Origin of the sequence: Mesorhizobium sp. M0954, from assembly GCF_040319155.1 — a bacterium.
In the GTDB taxonomy this organism is placed as follows: Bacteria; Pseudomonadota; Alphaproteobacteria; order Rhizobiales; family Rhizobiaceae; genus Mesorhizobium.
This window is the reverse complement of record NZ_JAMYNR010000012.1, coordinates 36,161-50,333: the sequence shown is the minus strand read 5'-3', so window position 1 is coordinate 50,333 and position 14,173 is coordinate 36,161. Positions and strand designations below refer to the sequence as shown.

Below are 14,173 nucleotides of genomic sequence, written 5' to 3'. Positions count from 1 at the left end.
CATTCGGTTCCTCCTGAAGGGGAATCGCGGAGAGGTGTTTATAGAGACGCCTCAACGCCGCGCCAAGTCAGTAGATAGCCAAAAGCGCATCTGGTCCAAGCAGTGAGACGATTTTGCAACAATCGCGGGTTGTGCGCTGCCTCTGTTCAGGTTGCCGGGATACGGTCGAGGCGCATATAGCGGCCATCGGTGGAAGGCCTGAAGCCGAGCTTCTCGTAAACCGCATGGGCGTCGTTGGTCGACAGGCTCCAACGCGTGACCGTCTTGACGTCCGAGTGGTCGATAAGCGCCTGGACAAGCCGGGTTCCGATGCCTTGTCCGCGATACCCGGGCCAGACAATTATGTCGGCGAGATAGGCAAATACCGTACGGTCGGTGATCGCCCGGCCGAAGCCGACCTGATTGCCGCCGACATAGGCGCCGACGCACAGTGAGTTGGCAAAAGCGCGGCGGTGCAGTTCATCGCTGCGGCCGCTGCCCCAATAGCTCGCCTTCAAAATGTCGGATGTCGCCCGGAAGTCGATCCGCGACAGGTCAAAGCTGATTTCAAGGTTGGCCATGGCTAAACCGTTACGCAGGCCAATGGCCTACCCGCGATCCCTGAACCGGTTGGTGATGGGATAACGGCGATCGCGGCCAAAGTTCTTCCTGGTGATCTTCACGCCGGGCGCCGCCTGCCGACGCTTGTATTCTGCGACGTAAAGCAGGTGCTCGACACGCGCCACCGTCGCCCGGTCATGGCCGCGCGCAACGATCTCGTCGACGCCCATCTCGTTCTCGACCAGACACTCCAATATGTCATCGAGCACTGGATAGGGCGGCAGCGAATCCTGGTCGGTCTGGTTCTCTCGCAGTTCCGCCGAGGGCGCCTTGTCGATGATGTTGGTCGGGATCACCTCGCCGGACGGACCGAGCGCACCCGGCGGCACGTGCGCGTTGCGCCAACTCGACAACGCATAGACCTGCATCTTGTAAAGATCCTTGATCGGATTGAAGCCGCCGTTCATGTCGCCATAAAGCGTGGCATAGCCTACCGACATCTCGCTCTTGTTGCCGGTAGTGACCACCATCGAGCCGAACTTGTTGGAAATCGCCATCAGGATAGTGCCGCGTGCACGGCTCTGCAGGTTCTCCTCGGTAATACCTTCCTTGGTACCCTCGAAAAGCTGCGTCAGCGCGTGCAGGAAACCTTCGACCGGCTCGAAGATCGGCACGATATCGTAGCGGCAGCCGAGTGCGCGGGCGCAGTCCTCGGCATCCTTCAGCGAGTCCTTCGAAGTGTAGCGGTAAGGCATCATCACGGCGCGCAGCCGTTCCTCGCCGAGCGCATCAACGGCAAGTGCCGCGCAGATCGCCGAATCGATGCCGCCGGAGAGGCCGAGCACGACATTCTTGAAGCCGTTCTTGTTGACGTAATCGCGCAGGCCCAACATGCAGGCGCGGTAGTCGGCCTCCTCCTTCTCCGGGATTTTCGACATCGGTCCGTCAGAGCAGACCCAGATGTCATTCTTTCGCTTCCAGGTGGTGACGTTGACCGTCTCCTCGAACTGGCTCATCTGGAAGGCCAGCGTCTTGTCAGAACCTATGGCAAACGATGCGCCATCGAAAACCAGCTCGTCCTGGCCGCCAAGCTGGTTGGCATAGATAATCGGCAGTCCGCATTCGATGACCTGGCGGATAACGATCTGGTGGCGGACGTCGACCTTGCCGCGGTAATAAGGCGAGCCGTTCGGGACCAGCAGGATTTCCGCGCCGCTTTCGGCCAGCGTCTCGCAGACGGCAACCTCGCCCCAGATATCTTCGCAGATCGGCACTCCCACGCGCACGCCGCGGAAATTGACCGGCCCCTGGATCTCGGGGCCGGCCTGGAAGACGCGCTTCTCGTCGAACTCACCGTAATTCGGCAGATCGAGCTTGTAGCGTTCGGCAAGGATCTTGCCGCCATCGGCAAAGATGATCGAATTGTGCGTGCCGGTCTTGCGCTTCAACGGCGTGCCGATGACGAAACCCGGGCCGCCGTCGGCGGTATCGCCGGCGAAATCCTCCGCCGCCCGCTCGCAGGCCTTCAGGAAGGCGGGCTTCAGCACCAGATCCTCAGGCGGATAGCCGGCAAGGAAAAGCTCGGTAAACAGCACGAGGTCGGCGCCTTGGCGGGCGGCATCCGCCCTCGCCTCGCGTGCCTTGGCAAGATTGCCGGCGACGTCGCCGACCGTCGGATTGAGCTGGGCGACGGCGATGCGCAATATGTCTGGAGCGGTCTTGTCTGTCATGCCCGTGGGTTTAGCGCGGCAAAATTCGTCGAGCAATGGCGTTCGTTTGGACCAAACAGTCGATCCTATTCGCCCATATATTCGCGCAAGGCTTCCGGCGGATGGTTCTCGCCGATCGACATTGCCAGAATGCGCGAAATGTGCCGGCGCGGCAGCCCGGTTTCCGCCGCCCAGGCGTTTATCTGTACTTGGATCTTGTCCAGGTCCTTCTTCGATGTCGGGCTCTGCGCGATGTCGAGCCCGGCGTCGCGCAGCGCTGCCGCCATGTCGGCCGAGACGATGAAGGCGTCCCACTCCAGCCAGCGCAGAAAATACTGGCCGGTATTGCCGCCGAGCCGGCTGCCATGCTTGCCGAGATAGGCCATCAGTCCGACCTGGTCATCCGCCGGCCAATTGGCCAGGAACTTGCCGAAGCTGCCATGCTCCTTCGACACGCGCTCGACGAAGGCTGCGTTGTCGCGTACGGATTTGATCTTCTGCGGATTGCGGACGATGCGCTTGTCGAATGTGAGATCGTGCCAGAAATCGTCAGGCTGGAACAGCAGCCGCTTCGGCTCGAAGCCAAGAAATGCTTCCTCGAAACCCGGCCATTTCTGCTCGATGACGCGCCAGACAAAGCCGGCGGCAAAAACCCGCTCGGCCATGGTCGACAGGATCCGGTCGTCCGTAATCTTTGCCACCTCGGCATTGTCGGGCATAGGACCCAGCAGCGACGTCAGCGCTGCCTCACCGCCTTTGCGCTTCGCTGCACGGGCGCGAATTTTCTGAAAATCCACCATTGTTTCCTGACCCCATCGCGTCAATCTACCACTTCCCGTAGGAACCGGCAGCGTCTACCTCATCGCGGACGACGGAGGCGACGATGAACAAAACGATCGAGGACCTGGCAAGCCGCTGGCTGAAGCGAAAGCCGGACGGCCTCAGCGCGCTCGAAAGCCGGGTACTGCAATCTACGCTCGAGCGCACCACGATCTCCAAGGACACCAACAAGGCCGTCGCCTTTCACCAGACGTTTGGAGATCGCCTGGCCGACACCATCGCCCGGATCGGCGGCTCTTGGTCCTTCATCCTGGCATTCATTGGCTTCCTGATCCTGTGGACGGCAGGCAATGTCTGGCTCTTGTCGCGCGCCGCCTTCGATCCCTATCCCTTCATCTTCCTCAATCTCGTGCTTTCCATGGTTGCCGCCCTGCAGGCGCCAGTGATCATGATGGCGCAAAACCGCCAGACGGAGCGCGATCGAATCGACGCCGCCCACGACTATGAGGTTAATCTCAAGGCCGAGATCGAGATCATGGCGTTACACGAAAAGCTCGACGAACTGCGCCACAGCCAGATCATCGGCATGCGAGACGAGATCGCCCGGCTGGCCGAGCAGGTGAAGCGCATCGACGACATTCTGTCGAAGCAGCGAACGTCTTCATGACGGAAGTCATCCATCGTCTCATTGAGCAATATGGATTGGTCGCGGTTTTTCTGGGCTGCGTCGCAGAGGGCGAAAGCGCCGCAATTCTTGGCGGTTTTTTTGCGCATCAGCATGTCTTCATCCCGTGGCAGGCGTTTCTCGCAGCCGCGCTCGGCGCCTTCGGTGGCGACACGTTCTTCTTCATCTTGGGACGGAGCTTCGCCGACCATAAATTCGTGATCAGGCTCCGAGCCCGGCCGGGCTTCAGCCACGCCTACCGCCTTGTCACCTCTCATCCCAACATTTTCGTGCTGTCGAACCGCTACATCTATGGCCTCCGCCTGGTCGGCGGCATCGCCGCCGGGCTGTCGGGCATTGCGGCGGCGCGCTTCGTCATCCTCAACGCCATCTCATCGGTGGTCTGGGCGGCACTGTTCTGCACTGTCGGTTATGTCTTCGGGCTGGGCGCGGAGCACATCGTCGGCCAAGCGCTGGCTCGTCACGAGCGATTACTGATCGCTCTGGCAATCGGCCTCGTTGTGGCCATCCTCGGCTGGCTCGCGGCCCATATCGTCGCCAAGAAGGAACTCCACAAGGGAAGCTGATCGTCAATCAATGCCGAGCGCACGATCACCCTTCTCGAGGATCAGCGGAATGATCAGGTCTTCCTCGTCGGCAAGATGCCGGGTCAACATGGCGATCAACCGGCCGTTCTCGTCGGCATAGGCATCGGCGGCGAAACGCTGTTTGTCTTCGCTCTCCTGAAGCGTGCGGATGAAGGCATTTGCCGCCTCGGCATTGCGCTCCAGTCCCTCATGGATTGTGTGGTGATCGGCATCGAGAATCTCGAAGCCGCGCTTCAGACGGGTCTCGGCCCTGGCGAAGACCGGGAAATAATGATGGTCCTCGACATTGTGATGGCCGTCGAGATTGCCGAGGAAATGGTTGAGGCGCGGCGCGAACCAGCGCGCGAATTCCGGCGCGTTCAGCCTACTTTCTCGATAATCGCCGATACCATTGGTGAGCATGCCGCCAAGCTCGCGGAACATGTCGTGCCGCTGCAGCCACATATTGGCTATGCCGTGGATATTGGCATGCGCCTGCCAGTCCTCGCGCGGATATTTTTCGACCAGCCAGTGCAGATCGTCCGGCAGGCCGTCACGTTCAAGCAACAGAAATCCGGTGGTATCGGCCATGTCGGGCCCCTCAGTTGACCGGCATGTAGTGTCTGAAACGTCAGATCGGTACCCCGAGGATCCGCTCGATGACGGCGACGCCCCATACCCCGGCAGCGATCACCACCGAAATCAGCACCGCCAGCGAACCGCAATCCTTGGCCAGTTGGATATCGACGTTGAATTCGCGGCTGAACGCGTCGCATGCCGCCTCGATGCCGGTGTTCAGCACCTCGATCATGATCATGAGCAGCACCGCGCCGATCAGCAACGCATAGCCGCGCCACGATTCCGAAAGGAACCAGCCGAGCGGCAAGGCAAGCACGAGCAGCGTCAGCTCCAGCTGGAAGGCCTCCTCGCCGGCGGCCAGTTTGCGAAACGCCCGCACCGAATTGTAAAAAGCGTCGATCAGTCGCTGCATGCCAAAACCCTTCGGAATCACCGGCAGGGGATAGCGCAATGGCTGGACCAAGGGAATAAGGCGGCCTCTGCAAAGAATCAGCCGTCTGCCACCTTGATCGACGGCGTCGACTTCTCGAACTGCGGCAGCCCGTCATCGATGGCGTAATAATCGCCCTTGTCGCCGACGAAGATATGACATTCGCCTTGGAGCCTGGTTGGCGCGTCGAACAGCCCTGCCATCACCGAAACATAGCCGTCATCGCTCGGCTTCCAGAACAATAGAGAGCCGCATGTCTTGCAGAAGCCGCGCCTGGCGAACGAAGAGGCCTCGTACCAGGTGATGCTCTCCGCGCCGGCGATTGTAATGTCGCGGTCGGCAACGTTGGTCGCCGCATAAAAATGCCCGCTCTGCTTCCGGCACTGCGAGCAATGGCAGTAGATGACACCGCGTAGCGGTCCTCGTGTCTTGAACCGCACTGCCCCGCACAAGCATGATCCGGTGTGACTGTCAGCCATGTCGGCCTCCCGATGCAATTGCCATCGCCTGGCAGGATTCCAGTTTTGCGCGCGTTAGGCACGAGCAAATGCGACACCGGCGGGATTGAATACAAAAAGCGCCGGTTTTCGCCCGGCGCTTCTTCAACGACATCAAAGTTCAGATCATATCAGCCGTTAACGGCCTGCTTGTGCTGGACCGGATGGCTCTTCTTGAGCAGATCGGACACCAGGAACGCCAGCTCGATCGCCTGATCGGCATTGAGGCGCGGATCGCAATGGGTGTGGTAGCGGTCCTGCAGTTCTTCGGCGGTGATGGCGCGGGCACCACCGGTGCACTCGGTGACGTTTTTGCCGGTCATCTCGATGTGGATGCCGCCCGGATGCGTGCCTTCGGCGCGGTGCACCTCGAAGAAGGTCTGCACTTCCTTCAGGATGCGGTCGAACGGCCGTGTCTTGTAGCCGGCGGCCTCGATCGTATTGCCGTGCATTGGGTCGGACGACCACACCACGCTGCGGCCTTCCTTCTGCACCGCGCGCACCAGTTTGGGCAGATGGTCGGCAACCTTGTCGGAGCCGAAGCGGGCGATCAGCGTCAGCCGGCCGGGCTCGTTCTCCGGATTGAGCAGGTCGATGAGCTGCAACAGGCCATCCGGCGTCAGCGACGGACCGCATTTCAGCCCGAGCGGGTTCTTGATGCCGCGGCAATATTCGACATGCGCATGGTCGGGTTGGCGCGTGCGATCACCGATCCAGATCATGTGGCCAGAGGTGGCGTACCAGTCGCCGGAGGTCGAATCGACGCGGGTCAGCGCCTCCTCGTAGCCGAGCAGCAACGCTTCGTGGCTGGTGTAGAAATCCGTCTCGCGCAGCGCGTAATTGGTCTCCGAGGTGATGCCGACGGCCTTCATGAAGTCCATCGTCTCGGTGATGCGGTTGGCGAGCGACTCGTATTTCTCGCCCTGCGGGCTGTCGGACACGAAGCCGAGCATCCATTGATGCACGTTCTCCAGGCTGGCGTAGCCGCCCTGGGCGAAGGCACGCAACAGGTTGAGCGTCGCCGCCGACTGGCGGTACGCCATCTCCTGTCTTGCCGGATCTGGAATGCGCGACTTGGCGTCGAACTCGATGCCATTGATGATGTCGCCGCGATAGCTCGGCAGCGTCACACCGCCCTTGGTCTCATTGTCGGACGAGCGCGGCTTGGCGAACTGGCCGGCGACACGGCCGACCTTCACCACCGGCTGGGCGCCGGCGAAGGTCAGCACCACCGACATCTGCAGGAAGACCCGGAAGAAGTCGCGGATATTGTCGGCGCCATGCTCGGCGAAGCTCTCGGCGCAATCGCCGCCCTGCAGAAGGAATGCGTCACCGGCAGCGACGGCTGCAAGCTGCTTCTTCAGCTTGCGTGCCTCACCTGCAAAAACCAACGGCGGAAACGTGGCAAGCTGGGCTTCCGTGTTCCTCAGCGCGGCAAGATCCGGATAGGCAGGAACCTGCTGGATCGGCTTGGCTCTCCACGAATTCGGCGACCATTTCGTCATCGAAGCACCTAACGCTCTTTCACACGGACGCCATCGCCCGCCAATCCGCCCCATATGGGGTCGCGGCTCCATACACGAAGCCGATTTCCTATTCTAGACCGGAAGTGGTCGCGTGGCGAATGAGCACGGCACTGCGAAAGTGCCGATGCGGCTGTGCCCAGAGCACCAGCCACGCGCTGCTACGCCGCCTTCTCCACCAGCCGCGCCAGCTGCGTCATGACAACCGCTGAGCCAGCCAGCCGCTTCTCGGGCGTCGCCCAGTCACGGCTGAAGACGACGCTCTGGTCGGGTCGGATCTTGGCCAGCGAGCCCTGTTCGCCGATGAGCTTGACCAGCCCGACCGGATTGGGGAATTCCCGCTTGCGGAAATGGACGACGACACCTTTCGGCCCGGCGTCGAGCTTCTCCACGTTGGCCTTGCGGCAAAGCGCCTTGATGAAGACGATCTTCAACAGATGCTTTACCTCTTCCGGCAACGGTCCGAACCGGTCGATCAGCTCGGCGCCGAAAGCATCGATCTCTTCCGTATTTTCGAGATCGCCAAGACGGCGATAGAGCGCCAGCCTGAGCTGCAGATCCGGGACGTAGCTTTCCGGGATCATCACCGCCGTGCCGACGGCGATCTGCGGCGACCAGCCGCCGTCCTGCACCTCGCCGGAATCCTTCACTTCGGCCACCGCCTCCTCCAGCATCTGCTGGTAGAGCTCGAAGCCGACCTCCTTGATGTGGCCCGACTGCTCTTCGCCAAGCAGATTGCCGGCGCCGCGGATGTCGAGGTCGTGGCTGGCCAGCTGGAAACCGGCGCCTAGCGTATCGAGCGATTGCAGCACTTTCAGCCGACGCTCGGCTGTATCGGTTAGCTTGCGGTTGGCGGGCAGAGTGAACAGCGCATAGGCGCGCACCTTCGAACGGCCGACGCGGCCACGCAACTGATAGAGCTGAGACAGGCCGAACATGTCGGCGCGGTGTACGATCAGCGTATTGGCGGTCGGTATATCGAGGCCGGATTCGACGATGGTGGTCGACAAAAGCACATCGTACTGGCCGTCATAAAAGGCATTCATGATATCGTCGAGCTCGCCGGGCGGCATCTGGCCGTGGGCCACCGCCACTTTCAGCTCAGGCACGGATTCGCGCAGGAAATCATGGATTTCCGTGAGATCGCTGATACGCGGTACGACGTAGAAGGAATGGCCGCCACGGTAGCGCTCGCGCAGCAGCGTCTCGCGGATGACCAGCGGATCGAAAGGGGAGATGAAGGTACGCACGGCCATGCGATCGACCGGCGGCGTGGCGATCAGCGACAGCTCACGCACCCCGGTCAAGGCAAGCTGAAGCGTTCGCGGGATCGGCGTCGCCGACAGCGTCAGAACGTGGACGTCGGTCTTGAGATCCTTCAGCCGCTCCTTGTGCTTGACGCCGAAATGCTGCTCCTCGTCGATGATCAGCAGGCCGAGATTCTTGAACGAGATCGAGGAGCCGAGCAGCGCGTGCGTGCCGATGACAATGTCGACTTGGCCTTCGGCGACGCCCTTCTTGGTCTCGGCCAGTTCCTTGGCGCCGACCAGCCGCGAGGCCTGGGCGACGCGGATCGGCAGGCCGGAGAAGCGCTGCGAGAAGGTCTTGAAATGCTGGCGCGACAACAATGTCGTCGGCACCACCACCGCGACCTGAAAGCCTTCCATCGCCGCGATGAAGGCGGCACGAAGCGCGACTTCGGTCTTGCCGAAGCCGACATCGCCGCAGATCAGCCGATCCATCGGCTTTCCAGCGCCCAGATCACCCATGACCGAATCGATTGCCGTTTGCTGGTCGTCGGTTTCTTCATAGGGGAAACGCGCCGCAAACTCGCCATAGAGGCCTTCCGCCGGCACCAGCGCCGGTGCGGCCCGCATTTGTCGCTCGGCGGCGATGCGGATCAGCTCCCCGGCCATGTCGAGCAGACGTTTCTTCAGCCGTGCCTTGCGCGATTGCCAGGCGCCGCCGCCAAGCTTGTCGAGCGTCGCCTCGGCCGAATCCGAGCCATAGCGCGACAGCAGCTCGATGTTTTCCACCGGCAAGAACAGCCGATCGTCGCCGGCATAGTGGATTTCAAGGCAATCGTGCGGCGCACCGACCGCCTCGATGGTGCGCAGCCCGATGAAGCGGCCAATGCCATGGTCGGCATGCACGACGATATCGCCTGAAGACAATGCCGAAGCCTCGGCGATGACGTCGGACGCGCGCTTCTTGCGCTTCGAGCGCCGGATCAGCCGGTCGCCGAGAATGTCCTGCTCTGCGATGACGACCAGTTTCTCGGTCTCGAAGCCGGATTCGAGCGGCAGCACGGCCAGGGCCGCCTGCCCTGGCTCAAGCCTTTCGGCTTCGGCAAGCGTCGCCACCGGCTCCAGATTGCCAAGGTGATGCTCGACCAGGATCTGGCCGAGCCGGTCGAGCGAACCTTCAGTCCAGCCGGCGACGACGACACGGCGGCGTGTAGCGCGCTCGTCGGAAATGTGTTTGACGACGACGTCGAAGACGTTGGCGTTAGGGTCGGCGCGTTCCTCGACGAAGCTGCGGCCATGGCGCGAGCCGGCATGGAACACCTTTTTCGCACCGGCATCGGGCGCGTCGAAGGAGGTGAAGTCGATCGCTTCGCGCGGACCAAGCGAGGCAATCAGGTTCTCGGGCGACAGATAAAGCTGATCCGGCGACACCGGCTTGTAGGGCACGGCATCCTTCAAGGCGCCGTCGGCCTGTTTTTTTCGCGCCTCGTAATGATCGAGGATCAGAGTGTGGCGCTCGGCCAGTGCCTCATGCGCCAGATGATCAAACACCACGGGCGCATCCGGCAGGTAATCGAACACGGTTTCCAGCCGCTCATAGAAGAACGGCAGCCAGTGCTCCATGCCGGCAAACCGCCTGCCCTCGCTGACCGCCGCATAGAGCCCATCGTCGCGGGAGGGCGCGCCAAAGGCTTCGATGTAGGCGCGGCGGAAGCGGCTGATGGTTTCCGGCGTCAGCGCCACCTCGCTCATCGCCTGCAGCGCCATCGATTTGCGTTGGCCGATGGTGCGCTGGGTTGCGGTGTCGAAGACGCGGATCGATTCCAGCGTATCGCCGAAGAAATCGAGGCGCAGTGCCTCCGTCCAGCCGGGCGCGAAGAGATCGAGAATGCCGCCGCGCACCGCAAATTCGCCGATGCCGCGCACCGTCGGCACCCGCTCGAAGCCGGAAGTCTCCAGCCGTGACACCAGCGCGTTCATGTCGATCTGGTTGCCGGGCTTGGCGTGAAAGGTCTGCGCCTCGACGAGTTCCGCCGGCGGAATGCGTTGAAGCAAGGCATTCGCGGTGGTGAGAATGACGGCGCGGTGCGGCTTCTTCGCCAGCGCGATCATCGCTGCCAGCGCATCGAGCCGCCTTGCGGCGGCGTCGGCGCCGGGCGAGACGCGGTCGTAAGGCAGGCAGTCCCAGGCCGGCAGTTCCAGCACCGGCAGGCCCGGCGCGGCAAAGGCAAGCGCCTCGACGATCGCCGGCAGGCGCTGGCCGTCGCGCGCCACGAACAGCACCGGCTTGTCAGGGGCGATCTCGTGCGCAGCCTGCACCAGCGCAAAGGCTTCGTAGCCGTCGGCGACGCCATCGACGATGAACTGGCCGGCGCGGCCTTTCGGCAGACCGATCGTAGGGATAAGGCTCATGGCTACACGTTGTTCAGAAGGTCATCTCCCGGCGCGAAGCCAGGATTTTTTGCAGGACGGTACAGTCGATATCCGCCGGAACCGGGCGTTCGCCAGTGACGAGAGGCAGGAATTCGGTGTCGGGAATGTCGAGGAGCCTCTCATATTGGTCGATTTCGTCGCCGGTCAAGGCGCCGATCTCGGCATCGGCGAAGCTGCCGAGTATAAGGTCCATCTCGCGCATGCCGCGGTGCCACGAACGAAACAGAAGCTTGCGGCGGCGGGCATCGAGGCCCTCGCTTGATCGTTTCGTTCCGGTCATCTTGCAATATCCTTGCCCAGGCGGCGCATATAGCGTGGATAGAAGGCGGTGTCAGCCTTGCGCGACAGTCGCCGCAACATAAGCTGACATCATGCGTCCCTCCCTCCTCGATCCGCTGTTTGTCCCGATCACCTCGCTTGCCGGGGTCGGGCCAAAAGTTGGCGCCCTGATCGAAAAAGTCGTAGCAGCCGACCTCGGCGACCGGGCCGCGCGCGCCGGGGATCTCTTGTTCGTGCTGCCGCATACTGTCATCGACCGCCGCAACCGGCCTGGCATCGCCGGCTCGGCGGAAGGCGCCATCGTTACGCTCGACGTCCGCATCGACCGCCACCAGCCGCCGCCACGCGGCAACAGGTCGGTCCCGTACCGGGTCTACGCCCATGACGACACCGGCGAGATCGCGCTGACCTTCTTCCATGCCCATGCCGCCTATCTCGAAAAAGCAATGCCCGTAGGCGAGCATGTCGTCGTCTCCGGCCGCATGGAATGGTTCAACGGCCGCCCGACCATGGTTCACCCCGACCATATCGCACTTGCCGGTGACGCGGAAAACCTGCCGCTGGTCGAGCCGGTCTATCCGCTGACCGCCGGGCTCTCGGGCAAGGTGCTGCGCCGGGCCATCGGCCAGGCGCTGGCCCGCCTGCCGGTGCTACCCGAATGGCAGGACGGTGAGTTCCGGCGCCGCCATGCCTTTCCTGCTTTCAGCGATGCGCTCAACCGCATCCACAATCCTGCCGACCCGATCGACGTCTCTGTCGACGGCGCAGCGTGGCGGCGCCTTGCCTATGACGAGTTCTTGGCCGGCCAGGTATCGCTGGCGCTGGTGCGGGCCAAGGTCCGCCGATTATCTGGCCGGCCATTGGTCGGCGACGGCCGCATAGTCGAACAACTGCGCGTGGCACTCCCCTATTCGCTGACCATGTCGCAGGAAATGGCGCTTGCCGAAATCAACGCCGATCTCGGTGACCCCGAACGCATGCTGCGCCTTTTGCAGGGCGATGTCGGCTCCGGCAAGACGGTGGTCGCGCTGCTTGCCATGGCGCGTGCCGTCGAGGCCGGCGGCCAGGCGGCATTGATGGCGCCGACCGAAATCCTGGCGCGCCAGCATCTGGCAACAATTGCGCCGTTGGCGGAACGGGCCGGCCTGCGTGTCGCCGTCCTCACAGGTCGCGAAAAGGGCCGCGAGCGTGCCGACACGCTGACCGGGCTGGCCAATGGTGACATCGACATCGTCGTCGGCACCCATGCGCTGTTCCAGGAAACGGTGACGTTCCGTGACCTCGTGTTCGCCGTCGTCGACGAGCAGCACCGTTTCGGCGTCCATCAGCGCCTTGCCATTACCGCCAAGGGCGATGCGCCCGACATGCTGGTGATGACAGCAACGCCGATACCGCGGACGCTGGTGCTGACTGCATTCGGCGACATGGATGTGTCGAAGCTGACGGAAAAGCCGGCCGGCCGCCAGCCGATCCGCACCGTCACCTTGCCGCTTGAACGGCTCGACGAACTGATCGGACGCATGCTCGACGCCGTCGCCGATGGCCAGAAAATCTACTGGATCTGTCCGCTGATCGAGGAATCCGAGGAGATCAAGCTGATGTCGGCCGAGGACCGTTTTGCCTCGCTGAAGCCGCTGTTCGGCGACCGCATCGGCCTGGTGCACGGCCGCATGAAAGGCACCGACAAAGACGAGGCGATGCGCGCCTTCAAGCAGGGCGACACCCGTATCCTGATCGCCACCACCGTCATCGAGGTCGGCGTCGATGTGCCTGATGCGACGATCATGGTCATCGAGCATGCCGAGCGTTTTGGCCTCGCCCAGTTGCACCAATTGCGTGGCCGGGTCGGGCGTGGCGACAAGCCTTCATCCTGTGTGCTGCTCTACAAGGACCCGCTCGGCGAGACGGCAAAACGCCGTTTGTCGGTGATGCGCGAGACCGAGGACGGCTTCCGTATCGCCGAAGAGGATCTGAAGCTGCGCGGCGAAGGCGAGTTGCTCGGCACTCGCCAGTCTGGCACGCCGGGCTTCCAGGTGGCGCGCATCGAGGTGCATGCCGACCTGCTCGAGGCCGCTCGCGACGATGCGCGGCTGATCCTGTCGCGCGATCCGGAACTGCAGTCCGAACGCGGCACGGCGCTGCGCCTGTTGCTCTATCTGTTCGGCCGCGACGAGGCCGTGCGGCTCCTGCGTGCCGGCTGAGGCATCGTGTCGAGCGGAGGATTGGCAAGCGCGCCGTGGATATGCTCGCCGTTCACCGTCACCATTTTGACAGCTGGCGCCACCAGGCCGGCCGACACGATCAGCTTGGCTCCGTCCTCGATTGTCATGTCGAGCAGCACAATGTCGGATTTCGGCACATACATCAGAAAGCCGGTCGTCGGGTTGGGCGTACACGGCATGAACACGGCAATCAGCGGATCGCCTTCCCGGTCGAGCTTCTGGTTGATCTCGGTTTCCTTCTCGCTGGCGACGAAGACAAGCGACCAGACCCCTTTGCGCGGATATTCGACCAACCCGACCTGCCGGAACATGTCGCCCTTGTTCGACAGCACTGTCTCGAAAATCTGCTTCAGCGAACGGTAGATGCCGCGCACCAGCGGCATGCGGCCAAGCAGGCGCTCGCCGAAGTTGACGATGGCGCGGCCAACGATATTTGCAGTCATAAAGCCGATGAAGGTGATGAGGATCAGGGCAACGATCAGCCCAAAACCCGGCACTGGAAACGGCAGGTACGTGTCCGGATTGTAGCGTACCGGAATGTAGGGTTTCACCCAGGAATCGACCCAGCCGATCAGCGACCAGGCAATGTAGGCGGTAATCGCCAGCGGCGCGCAAACGACGAAGCCGGTCAGGAAATAGTTTCTCAGCCGGGTCATGCCTGAGGTCTTGAGAGCATCCGACAT

Annotated in this window: 13 protein-coding genes; 3 read left to right on the top strand and 10 right to left on the bottom strand. The window is 62.4% G+C overall.

Going from position 1 to position 14,173, the window contains the following annotated elements; all coding sequences use genetic code 11:
* Positions 1 to 146: 146 nt before the first annotated feature.
* The 3 genes from NKH93_RS17950 to NKH93_RS17940 form a co-directional block, all read right to left on the bottom strand.
* Positions 147 to 560, bottom strand: a complete 414-nt coding sequence (locus tag NKH93_RS17950) for a GNAT family N-acetyltransferase (protein ID WP_352770323.1) — start codon at positions 558 to 560, stop codon at positions 147 to 149.
* Positions 561 to 587: 27 nt separating this feature from the next.
* The gene (locus tag NKH93_RS17945; RefSeq protein WP_352770321.1) at positions 588 to 2,270 is read right to left on the bottom strand and encodes an NAD+ synthase; all 1,683 of its coding nucleotides are present in this window, start codon (positions 2,268 to 2,270) and stop codon (positions 588 to 590) included.
* A 65-nt stretch (positions 2,271 to 2,335) separates the two neighbouring features.
* On the bottom strand, positions 2,336 to 3,049 hold the full coding sequence (locus tag NKH93_RS17940) for a DNA-3-methyladenine glycosylase I (protein WP_352770319.1): 714 nt from the start codon (positions 3,047 to 3,049) through the stop codon (positions 2,336 to 2,338).
* 83 nt (positions 3,050 to 3,132) lie between these two features.
* Between NKH93_RS17940 and NKH93_RS17935 the strand changes: the two genes are divergently transcribed.
* Positions 3,133 to 3,696, top strand: coding sequence for a DUF1003 domain-containing protein (locus NKH93_RS17935; RefSeq protein ID WP_023680015.1), 564 nt, complete (start codon positions 3,133 to 3,135; stop codon positions 3,694 to 3,696).
* On the top strand, positions 3,693 to 4,280 hold the full coding sequence (locus NKH93_RS17930; protein WP_352502473.1) for a DedA family protein: 588 nt from the start codon (positions 3,693 to 3,695) through the stop codon (positions 4,278 to 4,280). Before NKH93_RS17935 ends, NKH93_RS17930 begins: the two co-directional genes overlap by 4 nt.
* Positions 4,281 to 4,283: 3 nt before the next feature.
* Here the strand turns inward: NKH93_RS17930 and NKH93_RS17925 are convergent, their stop codons facing one another.
* The 6 genes from NKH93_RS17925 to NKH93_RS17900 form a co-directional block, all read right to left on the bottom strand.
* Positions 4,284 to 4,871 (bottom strand): hemerythrin domain-containing protein, encoded by a 588-nt coding sequence (locus tag NKH93_RS17925; protein WP_352770316.1) that lies wholly within the window; start codon positions 4,869 to 4,871, stop codon positions 4,284 to 4,286.
* A 40-nt stretch (positions 4,872 to 4,911) separates the two neighbouring features.
* On the bottom strand, positions 4,912 to 5,271 hold the full coding sequence (locus tag NKH93_RS17920) for a diacylglycerol kinase (RefSeq protein WP_352471749.1): 360 nt from the start codon (positions 5,269 to 5,271) through the stop codon (positions 4,912 to 4,914).
* 77 nt (positions 5,272 to 5,348) lie between these two features.
* The gene (locus tag NKH93_RS17915) at positions 5,349 to 5,768 is read right to left on the bottom strand and encodes a GFA family protein (protein WP_352770313.1); all 420 of its coding nucleotides are present in this window, start codon (positions 5,766 to 5,768) and stop codon (positions 5,349 to 5,351) included.
* Between the two features lie 149 nt (positions 5,769 to 5,917).
* Entirely contained in the window at positions 5,918 to 7,291 is a 1,374-nt protein-coding gene (locus NKH93_RS17910; RefSeq protein ID WP_254820158.1) for a class II 3-deoxy-7-phosphoheptulonate synthase, read from the bottom strand.
* A 179-nt stretch (positions 7,292 to 7,470) separates the two neighbouring features.
* Positions 7,471 to 10,968 carry a transcription-repair coupling factor gene (mfd, locus tag NKH93_RS17905; protein WP_352971197.1) on the bottom strand — a complete coding sequence of 1,166 codons (3,498 nt, stop codon included), beginning with the start codon at positions 10,966 to 10,968 and terminating at the stop codon, positions 7,471 to 7,473.
* A gap of 13 nt (positions 10,969 to 10,981) precedes the next feature.
* Complete coding sequence (locus NKH93_RS17900; RefSeq protein ID WP_352471754.1) at positions 10,982 to 11,269, bottom strand: FAD assembly factor SdhE; 288 nt, start codon at positions 11,267 to 11,269, stop codon at positions 10,982 to 10,984.
* Positions 11,270 to 11,360: 91 nt separating this feature from the next.
* Between NKH93_RS17900 and recG the strand changes: the two genes are divergently transcribed.
* On the top strand, positions 11,361 to 13,469 hold the full coding sequence (gene recG / locus NKH93_RS17895) for an ATP-dependent DNA helicase RecG (RefSeq protein ID WP_352471755.1): 2,109 nt from the start codon (positions 11,361 to 11,363) through the stop codon (positions 13,467 to 13,469).
* Here recG and NKH93_RS17890 read toward each other — a convergent pair.
* Positions 13,421 to 14,173 (bottom strand): DUF502 domain-containing protein, encoded by a 753-nt coding sequence (locus tag NKH93_RS17890; RefSeq protein WP_352471756.1) that lies wholly within the window; start codon positions 14,171 to 14,173, stop codon positions 13,421 to 13,423. The genes recG and NKH93_RS17890 overlap by 49 nt on opposite strands.

What these genes read in the sequence shown, in the direction of transcription:
- NKH93_RS17900 (WP_352471754.1), bottom strand. Translation starts at nt 11,269, where the DNA reads ATGACCGGAACGAAACGATCAAGCGAGGGCCTCGATGCCCGCCGCCGC.
- NKH93_RS17940 (WP_352770319.1), bottom strand. Translation starts at nt 3,049, where the DNA reads ATGGTGGATTTTCAGAAAATTCGCGCCCGTGCAGCGAAGCGCAAAGGC.
- NKH93_RS17950 (WP_352770323.1), bottom strand. Translation starts at nt 560, where the DNA reads ATGGCCAACCTTGAAATCAGCTTTGACCTGTCGCGGATCGACTTCCGG.
- NKH93_RS17930 (WP_352502473.1), top strand. Translation starts at nt 3,693, where the DNA reads ATGACGGAAGTCATCCATCGTCTCATTGAGCAATATGGATTGGTCGCG.
- NKH93_RS17915 (WP_352770313.1), bottom strand. Translation starts at nt 5,768, where the DNA reads ATGGCTGACAGTCACACCGGATCATGCTTGTGCGGGGCAGTGCGGTTC.
- NKH93_RS17925 (WP_352770316.1), bottom strand. Translation starts at nt 4,871, where the DNA reads ATGGCCGATACCACCGGATTTCTGTTGCTTGAACGTGACGGCCTGCCG.
- NKH93_RS17935 (WP_023680015.1), top strand. Translation starts at nt 3,133, where the DNA reads ATGAACAAAACGATCGAGGACCTGGCAAGCCGCTGGCTGAAGCGAAAG.
- NKH93_RS17910 (WP_254820158.1), bottom strand. Translation starts at nt 7,291, where the DNA reads ATGACGAAATGGTCGCCGAATTCGTGGAGAGCCAAGCCGATCCAGCAG.
- recG (WP_352471755.1), top strand. Translation starts at nt 11,361, where the DNA reads ATGCGTCCCTCCCTCCTCGATCCGCTGTTTGTCCCGATCACCTCGCTT.
- NKH93_RS17920 (WP_352471749.1), bottom strand. Translation starts at nt 5,271, where the DNA reads ATGCAGCGACTGATCGACGCTTTTTACAATTCGGTGCGGGCGTTTCGC.
- NKH93_RS17890 (WP_352471756.1), bottom strand. Translation starts at nt 14,173, where the DNA reads ATGTCGGATGCTCTCAAGACCTCAGGCATGACCCGGCTGAGAAACTAT.
- mfd (WP_352971197.1), bottom strand. Translation starts at nt 10,968, where the DNA reads ATGAGCCTTATCCCTACGATCGGTCTGCCGAAAGGCCGCGCCGGCCAG.
- NKH93_RS17945 (WP_352770321.1), bottom strand. Translation starts at nt 2,270, where the DNA reads ATGACAGACAAGACCGCTCCAGACATATTGCGCATCGCCGTCGCCCAG.